Here is a 21,145-nt window from a genome sequence, read left to right on the forward strand (position 1 = left end):
ACTTATTAATATGAAAATAATAGAAACATTAAAAAACGTCTGGAAAATCACTGAACTTAAGGATAGAATTGTTCTAACCTTAGGTTTATTGTTAGTGTATCGTTTTGGAGCTCAAGTTGTGCTACCAGGAATTGATATTGATAGATTAGGTGGTTTACAGTCTGGAGTCGATGGTGGAATTTTAGGTTTACTAAACGCTTTTACAGGTGGTGCATTTGCTAATGCATCTGTATTTGCATTAGGTATTATGCCTTATATTTCTGCTTCTATTGTTGTTCAGTTAATGGGTATTGCTATTCCTTATTTGCAAAAGTTACAGAAAGAAGGTGCTAGCGGACAAAAGAAGATTACTCAAATTACGCGTTGGTTAACTATTGGTATCTGTTTGGTTCAGGCGCCAGGTTACCTAGCAAGTGTCCCTGCGTTATCAGGTGCACAATCAATGAGTGCTTTACTAGTGCCTAATTTTTCTGAAAGTATCTTTTACTTTTCATCAGTAGTTATATTAGTAACAGGTTGTGTCTTTGCAATGTGGTTAGGTGAAAAGATCACCGATAAAGGTATTGGTAATGGTATTTCATTATTAATTATGGTAGGTATTATAGCTACTTTACCTCAGTCATTTGTTCAAAATGCAGCTTCAAGATTAGAAGGTGGTAATGGTGGTTTTATGATGATATTAATAGAAATGGTAATTTGGTTCTTAATTATATTAGGATCTGTATTCTTAGTAATGGCTGTTCGTAAAGTTGCAGTTCAATACGCAAGAAGAACAGCTTCTGGAGGATATGAAAAGAATGTATTTGGTTCTCGCCAATTCTTACCATTAAAGTTAAATGCATCTGGTGTAATGCCAATTATCTTTGCTCAAGCAATTATGTTTGTGCCAGGATTAATTGGGCAAGCATCGTTTTTAGAGGGTACAGATACAGGTCAATGGTTACAAGCAGAATTCGGTAATAATTTATTTGGGTTTTGGTATAACTTAGTATTTGCATTATTGATTATTGTATTTACATATTTCTATACAGCGATTACAGTACCAACCAATAAAATGGCAGATGATTTAAAACGAAGTGGAGGATTTATTCCAGGTATTAGACCAGGTACTGAAACTGCAGAGTATTTAGATAAGATTATGTCACAGATTACTTTACCTGGATCTATATTCTTGGCTTTAGTAGCAATCTTCCCTGCTTTTGTATTTCAATTTGCAGGCGTACAACAAGGTTGGGCATTATTCTTTGGTGGAACATCACTATTAATTATGGTTGGTGTAGCTATAGATACCATGCAGCAGATTAATTCTTATTTATTAAATAAGCATTATGATGGCTTGATGAAAACCGGTAAAAACAGAAAAACTGTTACCGCATAATTATAAAACCAATTTAGAAAGTTCGGTATAAAAAAGGCAAGGTATTTGCTAATTGAGGATTGAACACTAAAAATAATTTATGGCAAAGCAAGCAGCAATAGAACAAGACGGAACAATTATAGAAGCATTATCTAATGCTATGTTTCGTGTAGAATTAGAAAATGGTCACATAGTGACAGCACACATTTCTGGTAAAATGCGTATGCATTACATTAAGCTTTTACCAGGTGACAAAGTAAAATTAGAAATGAGTCCTTACGATTTAACTAAGGCTCGTATAACTTATAGATACTAAGTAAGATGAAAGTAAGAGCATCAGTTAAAAAGAGAAGTGCTGATTGTAAATTAGTACGTCGTAAAGGAAGACTTTACGTAATTAACAAAAAGAATCCTAGATTCAAACAAAGACAAGGATAAAAAGAAAAAGTCATTAGTAATTAGTAGTTAGATGAATCTGTTCGAAATCGAAAGGTTTAGGATTCTAACAACTAAACGCTAACACTAAACACTAAATTAATATGGCAAGAATTGCAGGTGTAGACATACCAAAACAAAAAAGAGGAGTAATATCCTTAACTTATATCTATGGTATAGGTAGAAGTAGAGCAAAGGAAATTTTAGAAACTGCTAAAGTTGACGAAAGCACTAAAGTACAAGATTGGACTGACGATGAAATCGGAGCTATCCGTGAAGCTGTTGGTACATTTAAGATCGAAGGTGAGTTACGTTCTGAAACTCAATTAAACATTAAGCGTTTAATGGATATAGGATGTTACAGAGGTATTCGCCACAGAGCTGGTCTTCCATTAAGAGGACAACGTACTAAGAATAACTCTCGTACAAGAAAAGGTAGAAGAAAAACAGTTGCTAACAAGAAAAAAGTAACTAAATAATAACAGACATTAGTCATTAGTAATTGGACGTTAGATGAATCTGTTCGAAATCGGAAGGTTTAGGATTCTAACAACTAAAAGCTAACACTAGAAACTAAAAAATATGGCAAAGTCAAGTTCAAAAAAACGTAAAGTAATTGTTGATGCAATAGGAGAAGCACACATCACTGCATCTTTTAATAACATCATCATCTCTTTAACAAATAAAAAAGGTGACGTTATTTCTTGGTCATCAGCAGGTAAGATGGGCTTTAGAGGCTCAAAAAAGAACACTCCTTACGCTGCTCAGTTAGCTGCTGAGGATGCTGCAGGTGTAGCTAAAGAAGCTGGTTTAAAGAAAGTAAAGGTTTATGTAAAAGGTCCTGGTAATGGTAGAGAATCTGCTATTAGATCTATACATAATGCTGGTATAGAAGTATCAGAAATCATAGATGTTACTCCAATGCCGCATAACGGTTGTCGTCCACCAAAGAGACGTCGTGTATAATTTTATCCTGAACTAGATTCAGGATCTCATTATTACAGTTTTACATGAATAAATTAATATCAATCGAACTAAACGGTTGATATTAATTTTTTTATACGTAAATTTGCAAACTGAAAAAAATCAAACAAGTATCAACGAGAGACAAACGATTGTAGAAGGATAAGTTTAAGACCTTAATTTTATAATCACTCTCAAAATTAAATTAAAATGGCAAGATATACTGGTCCTAAAACTAAAATAGCTCGTAAATTCGGACAAGCTATCTTCGGAGATGATAAAGCCTTCGAAAAAAGAAATTACCCTCCAGGTCAACATGGGAACAATAGAAGACGTGGAAAAAAATCTGAATATGCAATCCAATTAATGGAGAAGCAAAAAGCTAAATATACTTATGGTATTTTAGAGCGTCAATTCAGAAACATGTTTAAAAGAGCAACTGCAGCTCAAGGTATTACAGGTGAAGTGTTATTACAATTATGTGAATCGCGTTTAGATAACGTAGTTTTCAGAATGGGTGTAGCTCCAACTAGAAGTGCCGCAAGACAATTAGTATCTCACAGACACATTACAGTTAATGGTAAAAAAGTAAATATCCCTTCTTACCAATTAAAAGCTGGTGATGTTGTAGGTGTAAGAGAAAAATCTAAATCATTAGAGGCTATTCAAAATTCATTGACTAATTCTAGCAATGTTTACGAATGGATCACTTGGAATAATGATACTATGGAAGGTACTTATGTATCTGTTCCTGCAAGAATCCAAATTCCAGAGCAAATCAACGAGCAGTTCATCGTCGAATTGTATTCTAAATAATAAATTAATCACATTGGTATTTAGCCAAAGGGTTTATGGTCTTCTTCAAACCTATAAACCGCGCAACTAAATAACAATTAAAACGAAGAACAATGGCAATATTAAATTTTCAGAAACCAGACAAAGTAATCATGATTGATTCTACTGATTTTGAAGGTAAGTTTGAATTCAGACCTTTAGAACCAGGATACGGATTAACAGTAGGTAATGCATTAAGACGTGTATTATTATCTTCTTTAGAAGGTTTCGCAATCACTTCTGTTAGAATAGAAGGTGTAGATCATGAGTTTTCTACAATTTCTGGTGTAGTTGAGGACGTTACTGAAATGATCTTAAACTTAAAGCAAGTTAACTTTAAGCGTCAGATTGATGAAGTAGATAACGAAACAGTTACAATTTCTATTTCAGGACAAGACCAAATTACTGCAGGTGATTTTCAAAAGTTTATCTCAGGATTTCAAGTGTTAAACACAGATTTAGTAATCTGTAACTTAGATCCTAAAGTAAACATCAATATGGAAATAACAATAGAAAAAGGTAGAGGTTATGTACCAGCTGAAGAAAATAAAAAAGCTTCTGCACCAATGGGAACTATCTTTACAGATTCTATTTACACACCTATTAAGAATGTAAAGTATAGTATTGAAAACTTCCGTGTTGAGCAAAAGACGGATTACGAAAAATTAGTTTTCGAAATACTAACTGATGGTTCTATCCATCCAAAAGATGCTTTAACAGAAGCAGCTAAAATATTAATTCACCACTTCATGTTATTCTCAGATGAGCGTATCACTTTAGAAGCTGATGAAATTGCACAGACTGAAACTTATGATGAAGAATCACTTCACATGAGACAACTATTAAAAACTAAATTAGTTGATATGGATCTTTCTGTACGTGCGTTAAATTGTTTAAAAGCTGCAGAAGTAGATACTTTAGGAGATTTAGTATCATTCAATAAAAATGATTTAATGAAATTCAGAAACTTTGGTAAGAAGTCTTTAACTGAGCTAGAAGAATTAGTAAACGTTAAAGGTCTTAATTTCGGAATGGATTTAAGCAAATATAAATTAGATAAAGACTAAAGAATTTTTGAATTGCGATTTATGAAGTACAATTGTGCTACTTCATAAATCGTAAATCTTAATTCGTAAATTAATAATAATCATATTTTGCTCCTCGAATAAAGAGTTTGGTAGCAAGATGATAAAACAAAAGTCATGAGACACGGAAAAAAATTCAACCATTTAGGTAGAAAATCAGCCCACAGAAAAGCTATGTTAGCTAATATGGCATGTTCTTTAATAGAGCATAAGCGTATTAACACTACAACAGCTAAGGCTAAAGCTTTAAAACAATTTGTAGAGCCTTTAATTACAAAATCTAAAGAAGATACAACTCACAACAGAAGAGTAGTAATGTCTAAATTAAGACAAAAAGAAGCCGTATCTGAATTGTTTAGAGATGTAGCCGCTAAAGTTGGTGATCGACCAGGTGGTTATACACGTATCATTAAGTTAGGAAACCGATTAGGTGATAACGCTGATATGGCAATGATAGAATTAGTAGATTACAACGAGCTTTACAATGCTGGTAAAGTAGCTAAAAAATCTACACGTAGAAGTAGAAGAGGTGGTAAGAAGAGCACTACAGCTGTTCCACCAGTTGAAACTAAAGCTACTAACGAAGAAGAATAAATTGTCTAGAATGTTAATAAAGCGAATACAATTAATGTTCAATTTATTTAACAAACTAAAGACTGTTTTCGTATTAAACAAATCTCGATTATCGAGTGTTAATAACGATTAATAAATATTGAGGATAGACTTTTTAAGTTTATCCTTTTTTTTTGGAATTTTGCAAAACCATATATTCCTGAGAACTTAGGAAACTCAATACATATTGTAAATGAAATACAAACAAAGAAAAAAAGCACTTATATTATTAGCAGATGGCACCATCTTCCATGGTAAATCTATAGGAAAAGAAGGTACAGCGTTTGGTGAAGTATGTTTTAACACAGGTACAACAGGTTATCAAGAAATCTTTACAGACCCTTCTTATTATGGCCAGTTAATGGTTACAACAAATGCACACATTGGTAACTATGGTACTAAAGATGATGAAGTAGAATCTGATGACATTAAAATAGCTGGATTGATTTGTAAAAATTTCAGTTTTGATTACTCAAGACCAGCAGCAGATAGATCTCTAGAAGATTTTTTTGAAAAGCACAATACATTAGCTATTGCAGATGTAGACACAAGAGCATTGGTAAGCTATATTAGAGACCATGGAGCTATGAATGCTGTAATTTCTACAGAGGTTGATAACATAGATAGTCTTAAAAAGCAATTAGCAGAACAACCAAAGATGGAAGGTTTAGAGTTAGCCTCTAAAGTTTCTACTAAAGAGCCTTATTATTTTGGAGACGAAAATGCAACATACAAGATTGCCGCTCTAGACATAGGTATTAAAAAGAACATCCTTAGAAACCTGGCACAACGCGATGCTTATATTAAAGTATTTCCGTACAACTCTAAGTTTGAAGATTTAGAAGCATTTAATCCAGATGGTTATTTCTTATCTAACGGTCCTGGTGATCCAGAACCATTAGTAGAAGCACAAGCTGTTGCTAAGGAAATTATAGCTAGAAATAAACCATTATTTGGTATTTGTTTAGGACACCAAGTTATTGCATTAGCCAACGGAATTTCAACTTATAAAATGCATAATGGACATAGAGGTATTAACCATCCTGTAAAGAATTTAATTACAGGTAGAGGTGAAATTACTTCTCAAAACCATGGGTTTGCTATCAATAGAGAAGAAACTGAAGCTAATGAAAATGTTGAAATTACACATTTACATTTAAATGATAATACTGTAGCTGGAATTAAGATTAAAGATAAAAATTGCTTTTCAGTACAATACCATCCAGAAGCAAGTCCAGGGCCAAATGATTCGGTTTATCTATTCGATCAGTTTATAGAAAACATAAAAAATAATTAATACAAAAAACGCAACAAAATCAAGGATTTGTTGCGTTTTTTTAGTTTCGAAAACATTATAGTAAATATTAATCGCAATTATGATTTTTGTTCTGTTTAACGGTTCATATTTTCGTAATTTTGAAATAAATCAACATTAAAAATATAAAGAAATGAGCATTATAATTAATGTACACGCAAGACAAATTTTAGACTCTAGAGGTAACCCAACTGTGGAAGTTGATGTAATCACAGAAAGTGGTATAATGGGAAGAGCTGCTGTGCCATCAGGCGCATCTACTGGAGAACATGAAGCTGTAGAGTTAAGAGATGGTGGTGATACCTATATGGGAAAAGGAGTTTTAAAAGCGGTAGAAAATGTTAATGCTGTAATTGCTCAAGAGTTATTAGGTGTATCTGTATTTGAGCAAAACGCTATAGATCAACTAATGATAGATTTAGATGGTACAAAAAATAAATCTAAATTAGGAGCTAATGCTATTTTAGGAGTGTCATTAGCCGTAGCAAAAGCAGCAGCTAATGAATTAGGAATGTCTTTGTATAGATATGTTGGTGGCGTATCAGCTAATACATTGCCTTTACCAATGATGAATATCATCAATGGAGGTTCGCACAGTGATGCACCAATAGCATTTCAGGAATTTATGATTATGCCTGTAAAAGCAAAAGATTTTACACATGCTATGCAGATGGGTACTGAGATTTTCCATAATCTTAAAAAAGTATTACATGATAGAGGATTAAGTACAGCTGTTGGTGATGAAGGCGGATTTGCACCAAACCTTGAAGGCGGAACAGAAGATGCTTTAGATTCTATAAAACTAGCTGTAGAAAAAGCAGGTTATACCTTTGGTGATGATGTAAAGATTGCTTTAGATTGTGCTGCAGCAGAATTCTTTGTAGATGGTAAATACGATTATACAAAATTTGAAGGTGATTCAGGGCAAGTAAGAACTTCTGAAGAACAAGCAGCGTATTTAGCTTCACTTTGTGAAAAATACCCTATTGTTTCGATAGAAGACGGTATGGATGAAAATGATTGGGATGGATGGAAGCTGCTTACAGATAAAATTGGCGATAGTGTACAGCTTGTTGGTGATGATTTATTTGTAACTAATGTAGAGCGTTTATCTCGTGGAATTGAAAACGGAATTGCTAATTCTATCTTAATAAAAGTAAACCAAATAGGTACTTTAACAGAAACCATCTCTGCAGTTAATATGGCACATAATGCAGGTTATACATCTGTAATGTCTCACAGATCTGGAGAAACAGAAGATAATACTATTGCAGATTTGGCTGTAGCATTAAATACAGGACAAATTAAAACTGGTTCAGCGTCGCGTTCTGATAGAATGGCAAAATACAATCAATTATTACGTATCGAAGAAGAACTTGGTGATGTGGCTTATTTTCCACAAGAAAAAGCTTTTAAAGTAAAATAATAGTTATAAATATAGAATTAGAGAAAACCTATTCATTAATTTGAATAGGTTTTTTTCGTTTAAAAAGTATAGAGTAACCCATTAGTAAGCTCAAACTGTGTTTTTGACACAGACGAGCTCACAGGAAATTCATCATGAAAAAAATTAAAGTTGGTCTTAAACGCCAAATTCTTATAAATTTTAAATAGAAGAGAGGTATTGCTCGAAAAGCGGTAATCAGAAAAAGTATCAATCTTAGGTTGATAGTAACTAGTACTTATAACGCTTAAGGTTTCTGTAGGGTAAATACTAAAAGACAAATAAGCACTTCCTCTAATATCTTTTTGTGTACGATCTGGAATAGAGCTAGATGCTTTTTCATACTCATACATAATAAGAGAACCTAGATAAAACTTGTAGTTATCATTATTGGTTAATTTAAAACGAGGACCAGTTCCGATTAAACCTCTAAAACCAATTTCTGAAATAGCATCGTATTGTCCTTGTGCAAACGCTTCCCATTTAATGCTGTTAGAAATTTTTCTGTTATATCGTATATGTTGTGTTCCTCTATTAACTAATGAGTTGTCTTCTATTTTCTGAAGGTTAATATCATTTACAAATAACCAAAAGTTAGTGCTATTGTCGTATTGAATATGAGCCTTGTTTTTAATTCTAAAGATGTCATTAGTATTTCTTATAAGTGATACATCTAGGCTAACAGAACCTGTCCATTTTGTAGTGTCACTAGGTTTTCGTAAAGACTCAACATTAATGACTTGTGCAAAGCAAGAAGTACTGATAAAAAAAAGGATAAACTTAAGCCAGTTCATAATGGACTATTTTACAACGTAATATTAAAAATGATAAAAAAGCTATCAATCTAGTATTTTACAATAATAATTATCCTTACAAAAGTAACAACTAACTTCTATAAGATTTTTAACTAGATTGTATACTTTGTTTTTTTAGCAGATAATTGTTCTGTTTATTGAGTATATGCTAATAGCAAAGCGCTCTAATTTCTATTTCCTAAAATGTAACTAGATATTAATAAATAGGTCATAAATCAGTTTTCGAAATCGTTTGATATTTTGTAAATTAGCAATCCTTATAAATTCACAAAAAACAAGTAAAAAATATGTCAGAAAAAGCTACCTTAGAAATCAATGGTGAGAGATATGAATTGCCTCTAAAAGTAGGAACAGAAAATGAAGTTGCTATAGATATTAAAACCTTAAGAGGAGCAACAGGAGGAGTAATTACTATAGATCCTGGTTATAAAAATACAGGAAGTTGCGAGAGTGCAATTACATTTTTAGATGGTGAAAAAGGTGTTTTAAGGTATAGAGGTTATTCTATTGAAGAGTTGGCAGAGAAAGCTGACTTCTTAGAAGTGGCTTACTTGTTAATTTTTGGTGAATTACCAACTCAAGAGCAATTAAATAAGTTTGAAGATGATATTAAGGAAAAGTCTGTTGTAGATGATGACATTAAGAAGATTTTAGACGCTTTTCCTAAAACAGCACATCCTATGGGTGTTTTGTCTTCGTTAACAAGTGCATTAACAGCGTTTTATCCATCTTCTGTAGATGTTAATTCAGAAGAGGCTATGTATAATGCTATTGTTAGAATTTTGGCTAAATTCCCAATTCTTGTAGCTTGGACAATGCGTAAAAAGCAAGGATTACCATTAGATTATGGTGATAAAAACCTAGGTTATGTAGAAAACGTTCTTAAAATGATGTTTAAGAGCCCAAATAGTGAGTACGAGCAAAACTCAATTTTGGTTAATGCATTAGATAAGTTATTAATTCTTCATGCAGATCATGAGCAAAACTGTTCTGCTTCAACAGTAAGAATTGCAGGTTCTTCTCATGCAGGTTTATTTGTGTCGTTAGCATCTGGTATCTCAGCACTTTGGGGACCATTACATGGTGGAGCTAACCAAGCTGTATTAGAAATGTTAGAAGCTATTAAAGAAGATGGTGGAGATACTAAAAAATATATGGCTAAAGCCAAAGATAAAAACGATCCGTTCCGTTTAATGGGCTTCGGTCACCGTGTTTATAAAAACTTTGATCCAAGAGCACGTATTATTAAAAAAGCTGCTGACGAAGTATTAGGAGATTTAGGAGTAGAAGATCCAATTTTAGATATTGCAAAAGGATTAGAAAAAGAAGCCTTAGAAGATCAGTATTTTGTAGATAGAAAGTTATATCCTAATGTAGATTTTTATTCTGGTATTATTTACAGAGCTATGGGAATACCTGTAGAGATGTTTACTGTAATGTTTGCCTTAGGCCGTTTACCAGGTTGGATTGCACAATGGAGAGAAATGCGTATGCGTAATGAACCAATTGGTAGACCAAGACAATTATACACAGGTGAAACTTACAGACCTTTTAAGTCTATTGACCAACGATAATTTTTTATTATTTATATAAAAAGCTTCATAAAACTTATGAAGCTTTTTGTATTTATAACTATGAAAACCCATAATCTGGACTAGATAAACTAAGATCATTATTCCAAGAAATCATTAAATAGTAGAGCCTATAGTTCTTGAAAACGTTTAAATAGATGAAATTAAATATACAAAACGAAACCTCTCGTCTTAGAGCAGTTATTTTAGGAACTGCTGAAAGCAATGGACCAACACCAAAATCAGAAGACTGTTACGATCCTAAAAGTCGTCAGCATGTATTAGCAGGTACCTATCCTTTAGAAGCAGATATGGTAAAAGAAATGGATGCTGTGGCTAAAGTTTTAGAAAAGTATGATGTAAAAGTTTATAGGCCAGAAGTGATTAAAGATTATAATCAAATTTTTGCTAGAGATATTTCTTTTGTAATCGAAGACAAAATAATAATAGCTAACATTCTGCCAGATCGTGACCGAGAGATAGAAGCTACAGAATATATTTGGGAAAGCTTAGATGAGTCTAAGAAAATAAAGTTGCCAGAAGAGTGCCATGTAGAAGGAGGAGACGTTATGCCATGGAACGATTATATTTTTATTGGTACATATACAGGTGAAGATTATTCAGATTATATTACAGCACGTACAAACAGCGCAGCAGTAGAAGCTATTAAAGCGTTGTTCCCTCAAAAAAAGGTAAAATCCTTTGAGCTTAGAAAATCTAACACAGATCCAAAGGAAAATGCGTTGCATTTAGATTGTTGCTTTCAGCCTATAGGAAAAGACAAAGCCATTATTCATAAAAACGGATTTTTAGTAGAAAGTGAATACCAATGGTTGATTGATTTTTTTGGTAAAGAGAATGTTTTTGAAATTACTAAGGATGAAATGTATAATATGAATAGTAATATATTTTCTATTTCTGAAGATGTTATTATTTCTGAAAAGAACTTTACCAGACTAAATACTTGGTTAAGAGAAAAAGGCTTTACCGTTGAAGAAGTGCCTTATTCAGAGATTGCTAAACAAGAAGGGTTGCTACGTTGCTCTACAATGCCTTTGGTTAGAGACTGATTATTTATTTTCTATATAAAAAGTAATTGTTAACTAGCTTTATATATTCCGCTTTAGCTTCGTCTTGGCTAATATTTTGTACCTGAAAAAGCGCATTAGTTTTAAAGGCATTAATTATCGGTTTACTACTGTTAGGTCTTCCGTAATCGTTTGTGGCCTTTTTGTAGTAAGCATATAGACGAAGTAAAAAATCTGCAGGAAATGGTTCAGTATACGCATTAATACGCTTTACAGCATCTTCAAATTCTATATGTAGTTCTTCTGAAGTCATTTCATTTCTGCAATAATGCTCTCACCACCTCTAACTTTTTGGTTGAGTTCTACCTTAATGTCGGCATCTAAAGGTAAAAATAAATCTACTCTAGATCCAAATTTTATAAAACCAGCATCAGCACCTTGTTGTGCTGTTGCATTTACTTTAGCGTAGTTTACAATGCGTTTAGCCAATGCACCTGCAATTTGTCGGTATAGTACTTTACCAAAACTTTCATTTTCTACTACTATAGTTGTGCGCTCATTTTCTTCACTGGCTTTAGGATGCCAAGCTACAAGGTATTTTCCTGGATGGTATTTACTAAAGCTAATTTTTCCGCTAATTGGATAGCGTGTTACATGTACATTTATAGGCGACATAAATACAGATACCTGAATACGTTTATCTTTAAAAACTTCATTTTCCATTACTTCTTCTATAACAACAACTTTACCATCAACTGGTGATAAAGCATGTTTTTCATTTGCGTGTGTATGGCGTTTAGGGTTTCTAAAAAACTGAAGAATAAGAATAAAGAAAATAAGGATAGTAATCATTAGCCCTTTTCTAATCCATTCGTTGATAATAAATTCGTCGATTAAAAAAAACGAACCCACTACAATTACTAATGTTATAAATATGATTTTATGACCTTCTTTATGAAACATAACTTAAAACTCTTAAAAATAAATACATAAATGGTGCAGCAAAGATAATACTATCTAGCCTGTCTAATAAACCTCCGTGTCCAGGCATTACATTTCCACTGTCTTTAACGCCAGCTTGGCGTTTAAATTTAGATTCTATTAAATCACCTAAAGTGCCTAAGACACTAACTATTATAGCCATAACTAACCAGCTAGTAGATCCTAAGGTTTCTGTATAGGCAGCAATAAAATAACTAGACACGCAAGCAAAAAATAAACCGCCTAAAAAGCCTTCTACAGTTTTTTTAGGTGATATACGTGGAAACAATTTTTGTTTTCCTAAGTTTTTACCTACTACATACGCAGCGCTATCATTTACCCAAATTAATATAAATCCTCCTAATAGCAACAGTGGAGTAAACTCGTTTTGATAATTGGCAATGAGTAACATAAAAATGAAACCACTTGTTAAATAAAAAGTAGTTACTATAAAGCGTTTAGAGCTAAACAACGGAATTTTATTTGTAGTAAATAAATCTTTTATAAGAATAAGATTTACAAATATGGTAATAACTAATAAGATTTGAATGGCTTCATCATTTCCAGGTATGTTATTACTCCAGATATTCAAATACCAAAATGCACCAAAAAGAATAACGAATATAACATATTGTGCATAAGACTTAAGGTTGATTAGTTTAGTAAGCTCCATCAAACTTAAAATACCAAAAACAACTAATAAAGCTGTAAATGTATTTTGTAAGTATAGTGAACCAATAAGTAATAGCACATATACAACTCCAGAGATAGCTCTTATAGATAATTCTTTCATTATAAATCTTCTAATAGAAGTAGATAGAGGTTTTTAGCACTACTTCCGTAAGTGAGAAAATCTTTATCGTCAGCAGTTTTAAAGTGCTTTATGGTTGTGATGTTGGTTGGGATTTTGGATTTGCTCTTGGCTTTTATACCTTTTAAGCCTTCACCAATATTTTCTGCAAATTGACTTGTGGTAGCGTAAATAATAAAATGCTCTGGTAGTTCTTTAAGCTTTTTTTCTGCAATTTGGTTAGATGAAATTAATAGCGAACCATCGTCAGAAATAAGATATTCACAGGTAGATAAAAAGAATTTACTCTCAGAGATGTTTGTTGTACTATTAAGCTCAAAATCCTTAAATAAGTCTAGTAAACGCTCGTCAATCACAAAAACTTTGTCATTATGCCATTGGTTTTCATCTAAAATAGCATTGAAACATTCTTTAACTTCAGCCATATTTTCGCAATACAAAAATTTCCCACCATTGGTCTTAAAGTTTATTGTAAAGCGTTCATCAGCAGGCAACTTTACCTCTGGCATATATTTGCCACGTTCTTGATTTGGTATTTGTTCTTCGGACTTGTCAGATTTTTTCCCGAAGAGTTTACGAAATAAGCTCATTCAATTGCTGCTATTAATCCTGGCGTTAGTGAATTTCTCAAATATAAAAAAACTTAAATTAACATTTAGCCAATTTAAGTTTTTTATATGATTGTAATGCTTGCTATTCTTCTTCTTCAGAGATGACTTCCTCTTTATCGAAAGCGCGTTTTCCAAATATTTTTTCGAGGTTATCCTTGAAAATCACTTCTTTATCTAATAATACTTCGGCAAGTTCTGTAAGTTTATCTTTTTGTTCTTCAAGAAGTTTTACAGCACGATCGTATTGTTTTTCAATAATATCAGAAATTTCTTTATCTATTAATTCAGCGGTTTGTTCACTATATGGTTTTGTAAATCCATATTCTGATTGACCTGAAGAATCGTAATATGTTAAATTTCCTACTTTATCACTAAGTCCATAAATAGTAACCATAGCTCTAGCTTGTTTGGTCACTTTTTCTAAGTCACTTAAAGCACCAGTAGAAATTTTTCCGAAGATAACCTGTTCTGCAGCTCTACCTCCTAGTGCCGCACACATTTCGTCTAGCATTTGCTCTGGTCTAACGATAAGGCGCTCTTCTGGTAAGTACCATGCAGCTCCAAGAGAACGTCCTCTAGGTACAATAGTAACTTTCACTAATGGTGCAGCATGTTCTAACATCCAGCTTACAGTAGCATGACCAGCTTCGTGAAAAGCAACGGCACGTTTTTCTTCTGGTGTAATGATTTTGTTTTTCTTTTCTAAACCGCCAATAATTCTATCTACTGCATCTAAGAAATCTTGTTTGTTAACCGCTTTTTTTCCTTTTCTTGCAGCAATTAAAGCCGCTTCGTTACATACGTTAGCGATATCTGCACCAGAAAAACCTGGTGTTTGTTTTGCTAAGAAATCTACGTCTAAAGATTCTTCTTTTTTCAGCGGACGAAGGTGTACCTCGAAAATTTCTTTACGCTCTCTTACATCTGGAAGATCTACATAAATCTGCCTGTCAAAACGACCGGCACGCATTAAAGCACTGTCTAAAACATCGGCTCTGTTGGTAGCAGCTAAAACAATAACATTGGTATTAGTACCAAAGCCATCCATTTCAGTTAATAACTGATTTAAGGTGTTTTCGCGTTCGTCATTAGAACCTGAAAAATTATTTTTTCCTCTTGCTCTACCAATAGCATCAATTTCATCAATAAATATTATTGAAGGCGATTTTTCTTTAGCTTGTTTAAATAAATCTCTAACACGAGATGCACCAACACCAACAAACATTTCAACAAAATCTGAACCAGATAAGGAAAAGAATGGCACTTTGGCTTCACCAGCTACAGCTTTTGCTAATAAAGTTTTACCTGTACCTGGAGGTCCTACTAATAATGCTCCTTTTGGTATTTTTCCTCCTAAAGAGGTATATTTTTCTGGGAACTTTAAGAAATCTACAATTTCTTGTACTTCTTCTTTAGCACCTTCTAAACCTGCAACATCTTTAAAAGAGGTTTTAGTATCTGACTTTTCATCGAATAACTTGGCTTTAGATTTTCCTATGTTAAAAATCTGTCCGCCAGCTCCGCCTCCACCTCCTGAAGACATACGACGCATTATAAAAATCCAAACTCCTATGATTAAAATAAAAGGAAGTAAAGTGAGTAAGAAATCACCCCAAACATTCTGTTCGGTTTCATATTCTACTTCGGTACTTAGGTTGTTTTCTTCAATACTTTGTCTAATATCTTTTTCGAAATTTTGAAGATCTCCAAATTCGAATTTATAATTCGGGATTGGAGTTACCGATGGTAAAATAGTTTTAGGCTTTGAGTTTTTGTGTTTTTCAAGCTGTTGTGCTTCTTTGGTAAGGTAAACTCTAGCTTCTCGTTTATTTACAATTTCTACTCTAGCAACATCTCCATTATCTAAATACTCCAAAAATTGAGATGGCGTTGTAGGCTTGCCTGTAGAACCACCTAATCCACCAGAGAATAATTGGATAGATATAAATATTGCGATTATTATTCCATATATCCAATATGGATTTACTTTAGGTTTTTTATTTAAATTTTTATTGTCTTTTGCCATATCGTTGCCGTCAAAGCGGTAATCTTTTTAAAAGTTTAGTAACCTGTTTCTATTTGTGTCATCTTAGCGTCTCCCCAAAGGCTTTCAATATCGTAATATTCTCTAATATGCTTTTGGAAAACATGCACAACAACATTAACATAATCCATTAACACCCACTCTGCATTATCAGTACCTTCTATGTGCCAAGGTTTGTCTTTGGTTGTTTTGCTAACTTGTTTTTGGATGGAGTTGACGATTGCGTTAACCTGTGTGTTAGAAGTACCTTCACAAATTATAAAATAATCGCAAACGGTGTTTTCTATTTCTCTTAAATCTAATATTGTAATTTCTTTTCCTTTAACTTCTTCTATTCCAGCAATAATTGTAGTAATGAGAAGATCAGCGTTGGTTTTTTCTTTCGTCATTAAATTGATTTAAATTTATGCAAAGTTATTATTTTTTTAGTTCTTGTAAGCCTTAATTGTCATAAGAAAACTATAAAAAGCTTGTTGTTAATATGTATATAATCAAACTTAATGCCATTGACTCCACTAATACTTATTTAAAGGCAATGACTTCGGTAACTTTGCCTAAGGACTTTACAGTTGTTGTTGCAGAGCAACAAACTGAAGGACGTGGACAAATGGGTACAAATTGGCAATCTGAACAAGGTAAAAACCTTACAGCTAGTGTGTTTAAAGCGCTTAAAGGTTTTAATATAGAACGCCAGTTTTATATTAGTATGGCTGTTTCGTTAGCTGTTTGTAAAGCTCTTATTAGTTTGCAAATTCCGCAATTGCGTATAAAATGGCCAAACGACATTTTGTCAGCCAATAAAAAAATATGTGGTATTTTAATTGAAAATGTAATTAAACACAATCAATTTCAAGGATCCGTTATTGGTTTTGGGTTAAATGTAAATCAGAAGCATTTTAATAATTTACCTCAGGCATCTTCGTTAACTTTATTAACAGGTAATTTGTATAATAAAGATGAAGTGTTGTCTAAAATTTTAACCGAGTTACAATACTATTTTAAGTTATTAGAATCTAAAAACTACAAAGAGTTAAAAGCTCAATACGAAGCTCATCTTTTTAGAAAAGACAAACCTTCAACTTTTAAAAATACTAGCAACGAAACGTTTTCTGGTATTATTAAGGGAGTTGAAGATAATGGTAAACTTAAAGTCTGGACAGAAAATGACATTGTTAAAACCTTTGATTTAAAGGAAATAACCTTGCTTTACTAAACAGCAGTTTTCATATTAGTAACCAAAGTCTCTATAAATTTACTAATAGGACCTTTAATCATCATTGCCATCATAGCATTAAACTCTCCGTTAAATGCTAGTTGAACTTCACTTTTGTTTGCTTCTACTTCAGTAATATTTCCAATGAGAGCGAAGTCTAATTTTCCTCCAGCAGCACCTAAAACAATTTTATTATGTGGTACAGTCTCTTTTTTCTTTAGCACTATTTCTGGCATGCCTTTTAATGCAAATAGGAACTTATCGTCTTCTAAAACTTCAAACTTGCTAATGTTTTCTGGCATTAAGCTTTCAAAATTTTTAACGTCTGACAAAAAATTAAACGCCTCTTCTGCAGATTTATCTAAAGTTACTTTTGGTGATTCTAAATTCATGTTTAAAAAATGTTTATTCGTTTAGTTGTTTAATTCGTTTAGAGGTTATATTAAAGCTATATTGTATAGTCAAATAAACAAATACACGACTAAACGAATCCTCATCATGCATATCAATTAGCGTTCCATTCGCTAGGGTTGGCATTCCATTGTGCTAAAATGTCTTGTTCTGCTTTTGTAATATAATTAGTATCTAAAGCTTGGTCTAAAAGATTTTCGTAATTGCCAAGTGTGTGTAATTCAATATTTGCATCGTTAAAATTCTTAACAGCTACATCAAAACCATAAGAGAAAATAGCAACCATTCCTTTTACATTAACTTCTGCTTCTTTTAGTGCAGCAACAGCGTTAAGGCTACTTTTACCAGTGCTTATTAAGTCTTCTACTACAACGACAGTTTGTCCTTTTTCTATGTGGCCTTCTACTTGGTTTTGGCGTCCATGTTTTTTAGCCTCAGGTCTTACATATACAAACGGAAGATTAAGGTATTCTGCAACTAAGGCTCCGATACCAATTGCTCCTGTAGCAACACCAGCAATAACATCTGGTTTGCCATAGTGGTTTTCAATATGTCTTGCCATGGTTTCTCTAATGTAATTTCTTATAAGAGGGTAAGAAAGAACGATTCTGTTGTCGCAGTAAATTGGTGATTTCCATCCAGAAGCCCAAGTGAAAGGGTCTTTGGGTTGTAGTTTTATTGCATTAATTTGTAATAAAACTTCTGCGGTTTTTTTTGCGGTTTCTTTGTTAAAAATCATGTTGCAAAATTAATGATTTTTATAGGCTTAAAAATTTAATCTCAATTTAATTTTCAATTTTAAATAGTTCTTATAAAAAATAATACTTTTACAATTATAAAGTTATAACTTACCAAATCTATGTATACCATTTACGTTGGAGACAAGCCTATTATTTTGACAACCAAAGTTGAAAAAGAAACGTATTTTAAAACGTACTTGCTTAAGACCGTTAATATTGGTAAGGTTATAAAAAAGCTTAATACTACAGATTTACAAGGTGTACATTTAGTGCATGCAAAACCAGAAAAGCTTTTAAAATTATTTTTAAAATTACTGCCTAATGTTATTGCTGGTGGAGGCAAGGCTTATAATGCTAAAAGTGAAGTGCTTTTTATTTATAGAAATAATAAATGGGATCTACCAAAGGGTAAGATAGAACATAAAGAATCTATTGAAGAAACAGCAATAAGAGAAGTGGAGGAGGAGACAGGTGTTGAAGGTTTAAAAATAACTAAAGCGCTACCTACGACCTATCATATCTTTAAGCGTAATGGTAAGCATAAAATTAAAATTACATATTGGTTTGAAATGAAAACCAATTTTGAAGGGCAACTTTTTCCGCAAGAAAATGAAGGTATTACCGAAGTAAAATGGTTAGATGATAAAGCCTCTCAAAAAGCTTTAGAAAATAGCTATGCTAATATTAGAATTTTGGTTTAGTTATTTACTTTTTAAAAAATTATTCTCCAATTACAATTTTTATATCTTTATTAAGAATTTTTTTTCTAGACAATAGACCTAAACCAAATCTTCCCATATAAGTTGCTTTTACATGAGAAGCATTTTCAAAGTGTATAGAGAATAATCCACCTTTGTCAATATCAATATCAGCTACTATCTTAGCTTTTCTTCCATTTACATAATCATTTGGGCGAAACATTCTTTTCTTCCAATAAATTAATCTATCTCCATTGACTTCTTTTAAATAAACTCTAAAAAGATTTAACGAAACTAACCAGCTGCCTATTATTTTAATATTATGAATTCCAGCATATAATTCTATAATTTTGCCATCTTCATAAATTCCAATTGTTTCCTTCATTATAAGTTAGATTATTGATTTAAGCGATAAACAGGATACTGCAAATGTGATTTTTCATAGTGTTTACTCTTTTTATGTATCCAATCGAGTTGAGCATACCAGTTATTAGCAAACTCTTCGTCGTAACTCACTTTAATGTTATATTCAATTTGTAATTTGGGATTAGTCTTTAAAAGTAATTTTGCTCTGTCTTCCCAAACGTAAGGGGAAAAGCCTTCTTTTTGCTGTAAAATGGTATCAAAGAAATTCCAGTTAAAAAAAGAATCTGATGCTATTGGTTCTAAGGTTTCTATTAAATAACGAATAGCACTTTGGTCTGTATTTATTATATAATCTCCTTGTCTAAAAGTTAACTTTTCTTCGGTTAATTTTACTTTTGTATTATAATGCGGATAATGACCTTCGTAAGCAGAGGTTCTGGTTTGGTAATCCTTAATTTTATAAGATTCTACAGTTAATGTAGTATCTTTTTTAAGTTGCGTTAATTCTACATTGTTCAGCTTTAATAAATCAATAACATTGTACCAACCATGTGGAATAATATAAGCTTTAGGTATGGTAACTTCTGCTGTAGGTACAAAGTAGTTTTGGTATTCTATTGCTTTTGTAAATGGTTTATTTCTATCGTACTTTAGGCGTTGCGCACCTGTTAAATCACTTTTTATCATCTCGCCTTCATAGCCTTTAAATTGTAAAGTAGACGATTTTGTGGTATCAATAGTCCAAGTTATAGCATAATTATCGCCAGACTGCCATGTTTTAGTTTGCTCATGTCTAAGAGCTGAAATTTTATCACCTTGTTCTTCAGTAATTTCTATCATACTTTTCATTACTTCATAAGTGCCTTCAACGCGTTGTTTATACGGTTTTAGCATGTGTGTTTCTACCATCATACCCAAAGTATTAAACAAAGTAGTGTAACCCGTTGAGTAACGAGGTGAATCCATAAACTGAGAAAAACCAGAATCTGGTGTGCGATTAAAGACATTAACATATGGTGTAATATCCCACGATTTGTCAGCTAGCTTTTGTTCTAGTTGAGGCATTATTTGATTGTGTAAATAATCACCAAGTTTACCTCCTAATTTATTGTGTTGGGTAAATAAATGTGTTAATGTGTATTGGTAGTCTGCACCATTACTTACATGGTTGTCTATAAAAACATCTGGTTGTACAAGATGAAAAATCTTTGCAAACGTTTTAGCGTTTTTAGTGTCACATTTTATAAAATCTCTGTTTAAATCATAATTACGAGCATTACCTCTAAAACCATATTCCTTAGGTCCGTTTTGGTTGGTGCGTGTGTTAGAATTTCTGTTTAAGCTTCCGCCAACATTATATATCGGAATAGTGACCAAAACAGTTTGCTTTGGTGTTTTAATCTTGCCTTGCACAAGATCTCTGTATAATAGCATAGTGGCATCAATACCATCAGACTCACCAGGATGAATACCGTTATTTATAAGTATTATTCTGTTGTTAGATCTCAATGCTTCAAAATCGTCGCCAGAGTTATCTGTGCTTAATGTTACTATATGTAGTGGTTTACCGGAATCTGTTTCTCCTATTTCTTTGATTGAAATTTCTCGATAGCGCTCCGCCAAATTTGTATAATATTGAATGGTTTCTTCGTAGGTTGATGTTTCTTGTCCATTGCTTTTTTCAAAAATAGTAGTAAAGTCTGTGTATTCTGAATCATTCTTCTTTTGATTGTTATTGTCTGAGCAAGAGGTGAGTATTAATAGAAGGATTAGAAGTTTTTTCATTATTGTAAGATTGTATGTCAAACTTA

General features: G+C 32.5%; 25 protein-coding genes. 14 read left to right on the forward strand and 11 right to left on the reverse strand.

Translation table 11 applies throughout. The annotated features are described in order from the left end of the window. The first annotated feature begins 10 nt into the window (after positions 1-10). The 10 genes from secY (at position 11) to eno (ending at position 8,027) form a co-directional block, all read left to right on the forward strand. Complete coding sequence (secY, locus tag N4A42_RS10130; protein WP_294073555.1) at positions 11-1,378, forward strand: preprotein translocase subunit SecY; 1,368 nt, start codon at positions 11-13, stop codon at positions 1,376-1,378. A 79-nt stretch (positions 1,379-1,457) separates the two neighbouring features. Beyond that, entirely contained in the window at positions 1,458-1,673 is a 216-nt protein-coding gene (infA, locus tag N4A42_RS10135; RefSeq protein WP_007094967.1) for a translation initiation factor IF-1, read from the forward strand. A 5-nt stretch (positions 1,674-1,678) separates the two neighbouring features. Further along, a complete protein-coding gene (ykgO, locus tag N4A42_RS10140; protein WP_008269159.1) occupies positions 1,679-1,795 on the forward strand; it encodes a type B 50S ribosomal protein L36 in 117 nt (38 codons plus the stop codon). Between the two features lie 101 nt (positions 1,796-1,896). Continuing rightward, a complete protein-coding gene (gene rpsM, locus N4A42_RS10145; RefSeq protein WP_294073561.1) occupies positions 1,897-2,271 on the forward strand; it encodes a 30S ribosomal protein S13 in 375 nt (124 codons plus the stop codon). Positions 2,272-2,374: 103 nt separating this feature from the next. Further along, the gene (gene rpsK, locus N4A42_RS10150; RefSeq protein ID WP_294073563.1) at positions 2,375-2,758 is read left to right on the forward strand and encodes a 30S ribosomal protein S11; all 384 of its coding nucleotides are present in this window, start codon (positions 2,375-2,377) and stop codon (positions 2,756-2,758) included. 207 nt (positions 2,759-2,965) lie between these two features. Further along, complete coding sequence (gene rpsD / locus N4A42_RS10155) at positions 2,966-3,571, forward strand: 30S ribosomal protein S4 (protein ID WP_294073565.1); 606 nt, start codon at positions 2,966-2,968, stop codon at positions 3,569-3,571. Between the two features lie 92 nt (positions 3,572-3,663). After that, complete coding sequence (locus N4A42_RS10160; RefSeq protein WP_294073567.1) at positions 3,664-4,656, forward strand: DNA-directed RNA polymerase subunit alpha; 993 nt, start codon at positions 3,664-3,666, stop codon at positions 4,654-4,656. Between the two features lie 135 nt (positions 4,657-4,791). Further along, entirely contained in the window at positions 4,792-5,268 is a 477-nt protein-coding gene (rplQ, locus tag N4A42_RS10165) for a 50S ribosomal protein L17 (protein WP_294073569.1), read from the forward strand. A gap of 211 nt (positions 5,269-5,479) precedes the next feature. Continuing rightward, complete coding sequence (gene carA / locus N4A42_RS10170; protein WP_294073571.1) at positions 5,480-6,583, forward strand: glutamine-hydrolyzing carbamoyl-phosphate synthase small subunit; 1,104 nt, start codon at positions 5,480-5,482, stop codon at positions 6,581-6,583. A 151-nt stretch (positions 6,584-6,734) separates the two neighbouring features. Beyond that, positions 6,735-8,027, forward strand: a complete 1,293-nt coding sequence (gene eno / locus N4A42_RS10175; protein WP_294073573.1) for a phosphopyruvate hydratase — start codon at positions 6,735-6,737, stop codon at positions 8,025-8,027. A 59-nt stretch (positions 8,028-8,086) separates the two neighbouring features. On the opposite strand, the gene N4A42_RS10180 is transcribed toward eno, so the two are convergent. Next, the gene (locus N4A42_RS10180) at positions 8,087-8,839 is read right to left on the reverse strand and encodes a DUF481 domain-containing protein (RefSeq protein ID WP_294073575.1); all 753 of its coding nucleotides are present in this window, start codon (positions 8,837-8,839) and stop codon (positions 8,087-8,089) included. 308 nt (positions 8,840-9,147) lie between these two features. On the opposite strand from N4A42_RS10180, the gene N4A42_RS10185 reads away from it, so the two are divergent. Together N4A42_RS10185 and N4A42_RS10190 are read left to right on the forward strand one after the other, a co-directional pair. Next, complete coding sequence (locus N4A42_RS10185; RefSeq protein ID WP_294073577.1) at positions 9,148-10,434, forward strand: citrate synthase; 1,287 nt, start codon at positions 9,148-9,150, stop codon at positions 10,432-10,434. Positions 10,435-10,589: 155 nt separating this feature from the next. Then, a complete protein-coding gene (locus N4A42_RS10190; protein WP_294073579.1) occupies positions 10,590-11,501 on the forward strand; it encodes a dimethylarginine dimethylaminohydrolase family protein in 912 nt (303 codons plus the stop codon). Positions 11,502-11,505: 4 nt separating this feature from the next. Here N4A42_RS10190 and N4A42_RS10195 read toward each other — a convergent pair whose 3' ends face one another. From N4A42_RS10195 to rsfS, 6 genes are all read right to left on the reverse strand, one after another. Next, positions 11,506-11,772 (reverse strand): acyl-CoA-binding protein, encoded by a 267-nt coding sequence (locus tag N4A42_RS10195; RefSeq protein WP_294073581.1) that lies wholly within the window; start codon positions 11,770-11,772, stop codon positions 11,506-11,508. Then, positions 11,769-12,422: a phosphatidylserine decarboxylase family protein gene (locus tag N4A42_RS10200; RefSeq protein WP_294073583.1), complete on the reverse strand. Its 654-nt coding sequence runs from the start codon at positions 12,420-12,422 to the stop codon at positions 11,769-11,771. Before N4A42_RS10200 ends, N4A42_RS10195 begins: the two co-directional genes overlap by 4 nt. Then, on the reverse strand, positions 12,412-13,233 hold the full coding sequence (locus tag N4A42_RS10205; RefSeq protein ID WP_294073585.1) for a phosphatidate cytidylyltransferase: 822 nt from the start codon (positions 13,231-13,233) through the stop codon (positions 12,412-12,414). Before N4A42_RS10205 ends, N4A42_RS10200 begins: the two co-directional genes overlap by 11 nt. Continuing rightward, positions 13,233-13,841: an LUD domain-containing protein gene (locus N4A42_RS10210; protein WP_294073587.1), complete on the reverse strand. Its 609-nt coding sequence runs from the start codon at positions 13,839-13,841 to the stop codon at positions 13,233-13,235. The genes N4A42_RS10205 and N4A42_RS10210 overlap by 1 nt, the downstream gene beginning before the upstream one ends. Positions 13,842-13,944: 103 nt before the next feature. Further along, positions 13,945-15,888, reverse strand: coding sequence for an ATP-dependent zinc metalloprotease FtsH (ftsH, locus tag N4A42_RS10215; RefSeq protein WP_294073589.1), 1,944 nt, complete (start codon positions 15,886-15,888; stop codon positions 13,945-13,947). A 35-nt stretch (positions 15,889-15,923) separates the two neighbouring features. Next, positions 15,924-16,295, reverse strand: coding sequence for a ribosome silencing factor (gene rsfS, locus N4A42_RS10220; protein WP_294073591.1), 372 nt, complete (start codon positions 16,293-16,295; stop codon positions 15,924-15,926). Between the two features lie 92 nt (positions 16,296-16,387). On the opposite strand from rsfS, the gene N4A42_RS10225 reads away from it, so the two are divergent. Further along, a complete protein-coding gene (locus N4A42_RS10225) occupies positions 16,388-17,119 on the forward strand; it encodes a biotin--[acetyl-CoA-carboxylase] ligase (protein ID WP_294073593.1) in 732 nt (243 codons plus the stop codon). Here the strand turns inward: N4A42_RS10225 and N4A42_RS10230 are convergent. Both N4A42_RS10230 and pyrE read right to left on the reverse strand, forming a co-directional pair. Continuing rightward, on the reverse strand, positions 17,116-17,511 hold the full coding sequence (locus tag N4A42_RS10230) for an SRPBCC family protein (protein WP_294073595.1): 396 nt from the start codon (positions 17,509-17,511) through the stop codon (positions 17,116-17,118). The genes N4A42_RS10225 and N4A42_RS10230 overlap by 4 nt on opposite strands. 113 nt (positions 17,512-17,624) lie before the next feature. After that, positions 17,625-18,269, reverse strand: a complete 645-nt coding sequence (gene pyrE / locus N4A42_RS10235) for an orotate phosphoribosyltransferase (RefSeq protein ID WP_294073597.1) — start codon at positions 18,267-18,269, stop codon at positions 17,625-17,627. A 120-nt stretch (positions 18,270-18,389) separates the two neighbouring features. On the opposite strand from pyrE, the gene N4A42_RS10240 reads away from it, so the two are divergent. Beyond that, positions 18,390-18,971 carry an NUDIX domain-containing protein gene (locus N4A42_RS10240; protein ID WP_294073599.1) on the forward strand — a complete coding sequence of 194 codons (582 nt, stop codon included), beginning with the start codon at positions 18,390-18,392 and terminating at the stop codon, positions 18,969-18,971. A gap of 19 nt (positions 18,972-18,990) precedes the next feature. Here the strand turns inward: N4A42_RS10240 and N4A42_RS10245 are convergent, their stop codons facing one another. After that, positions 18,991-19,353 (reverse strand): hypothetical protein, encoded by a 363-nt coding sequence (locus tag N4A42_RS10245; protein ID WP_294073601.1) that lies wholly within the window; start codon positions 19,351-19,353, stop codon positions 18,991-18,993. Positions 19,354-19,364: 11 nt separating this feature from the next. After that, complete coding sequence (locus tag N4A42_RS10250) at positions 19,365-21,119, reverse strand: M14 family metallopeptidase (protein ID WP_294073603.1); 1,755 nt, start codon at positions 21,117-21,119, stop codon at positions 19,365-19,367. Between the last annotated feature and the right edge of the window lie 26 nt (positions 21,120-21,145).

It is taken from the genome of Winogradskyella sp. (assembly GCF_025210595.1).
GTDB lineage: Bacteria > Bacteroidota > Bacteroidia > Flavobacteriales > Flavobacteriaceae > Winogradskyella.

Bases quoted from the DNA above. Each gene is read 5' to 3' on its own strand.
- secY (WP_294073555.1), top strand. From the start codon at position 11: ATGAAAATAATAGAAACATTAAAAAACGTCTGGAAAATCACTGAACTT.
- infA (WP_007094967.1), top strand. From the start codon at position 1,458: ATGGCAAAGCAAGCAGCAATAGAACAAGACGGAACAATTATAGAAGCA.
- ykgO (WP_008269159.1), top strand. From the start codon at position 1,679: ATGAAAGTAAGAGCATCAGTTAAAAAGAGAAGTGCTGATTGTAAATTA.
- rpsM (WP_294073561.1), top strand. From the start codon at position 1,897: ATGGCAAGAATTGCAGGTGTAGACATACCAAAACAAAAAAGAGGAGTA.
- rpsK (WP_294073563.1), top strand. From the start codon at position 2,375: ATGGCAAAGTCAAGTTCAAAAAAACGTAAAGTAATTGTTGATGCAATA.
- rpsD (WP_294073565.1), top strand. From the start codon at position 2,966: ATGGCAAGATATACTGGTCCTAAAACTAAAATAGCTCGTAAATTCGGA.
- N4A42_RS10160 (WP_294073567.1), top strand. From the start codon at position 3,664: ATGGCAATATTAAATTTTCAGAAACCAGACAAAGTAATCATGATTGAT.
- rplQ (WP_294073569.1), top strand. From the start codon at position 4,792: ATGAGACACGGAAAAAAATTCAACCATTTAGGTAGAAAATCAGCCCAC.
- carA (WP_294073571.1), top strand. From the start codon at position 5,480: ATGAAATACAAACAAAGAAAAAAAGCACTTATATTATTAGCAGATGGC.
- eno (WP_294073573.1), top strand. From the start codon at position 6,735: ATGAGCATTATAATTAATGTACACGCAAGACAAATTTTAGACTCTAGA.
- N4A42_RS10180 (WP_294073575.1), bottom strand. From the start codon at position 8,839: ATGAACTGGCTTAAGTTTATCCTTTTTTTTATCAGTACTTCTTGCTTT.
- N4A42_RS10185 (WP_294073577.1), top strand. From the start codon at position 9,148: ATGTCAGAAAAAGCTACCTTAGAAATCAATGGTGAGAGATATGAATTG.
- N4A42_RS10190 (WP_294073579.1), top strand. From the start codon at position 10,590: ATGAAATTAAATATACAAAACGAAACCTCTCGTCTTAGAGCAGTTATT.
- N4A42_RS10195 (WP_294073581.1), bottom strand. From the start codon at position 11,772: ATGACTTCAGAAGAACTACATATAGAATTTGAAGATGCTGTAAAGCGT.
- N4A42_RS10200 (WP_294073583.1), bottom strand. From the start codon at position 12,422: ATGTTTCATAAAGAAGGTCATAAAATCATATTTATAACATTAGTAATT.
- N4A42_RS10205 (WP_294073585.1), bottom strand. From the start codon at position 13,233: ATGAAAGAATTATCTATAAGAGCTATCTCTGGAGTTGTATATGTGCTA.
- N4A42_RS10210 (WP_294073587.1), bottom strand. From the start codon at position 13,841: ATGAGCTTATTTCGTAAACTCTTCGGGAAAAAATCTGACAAGTCCGAA.
- ftsH (WP_294073589.1), bottom strand. From the start codon at position 15,888: ATGGCAAAAGACAATAAAAATTTAAATAAAAAACCTAAAGTAAATCCA.
- rsfS (WP_294073591.1), bottom strand. From the start codon at position 16,295: ATGACGAAAGAAAAAACCAACGCTGATCTTCTCATTACTACAATTATT.
- N4A42_RS10225 (WP_294073593.1), top strand. From the start codon at position 16,388: ATGTATATAATCAAACTTAATGCCATTGACTCCACTAATACTTATTTA.
- N4A42_RS10230 (WP_294073595.1), bottom strand. From the start codon at position 17,511: ATGAATTTAGAATCACCAAAAGTAACTTTAGATAAATCTGCAGAAGAG.
- pyrE (WP_294073597.1), bottom strand. From the start codon at position 18,269: ATGATTTTTAACAAAGAAACCGCAAAAAAAACCGCAGAAGTTTTATTA.
- N4A42_RS10240 (WP_294073599.1), top strand. From the start codon at position 18,390: ATGTATACCATTTACGTTGGAGACAAGCCTATTATTTTGACAACCAAA.
- N4A42_RS10245 (WP_294073601.1), bottom strand. From the start codon at position 19,353: ATGAAGGAAACAATTGGAATTTATGAAGATGGCAAAATTATAGAATTA.
- N4A42_RS10250 (WP_294073603.1), bottom strand. From the start codon at position 21,119: ATGAAAAAACTTCTAATCCTTCTATTAATACTCACCTCTTGCTCAGAC.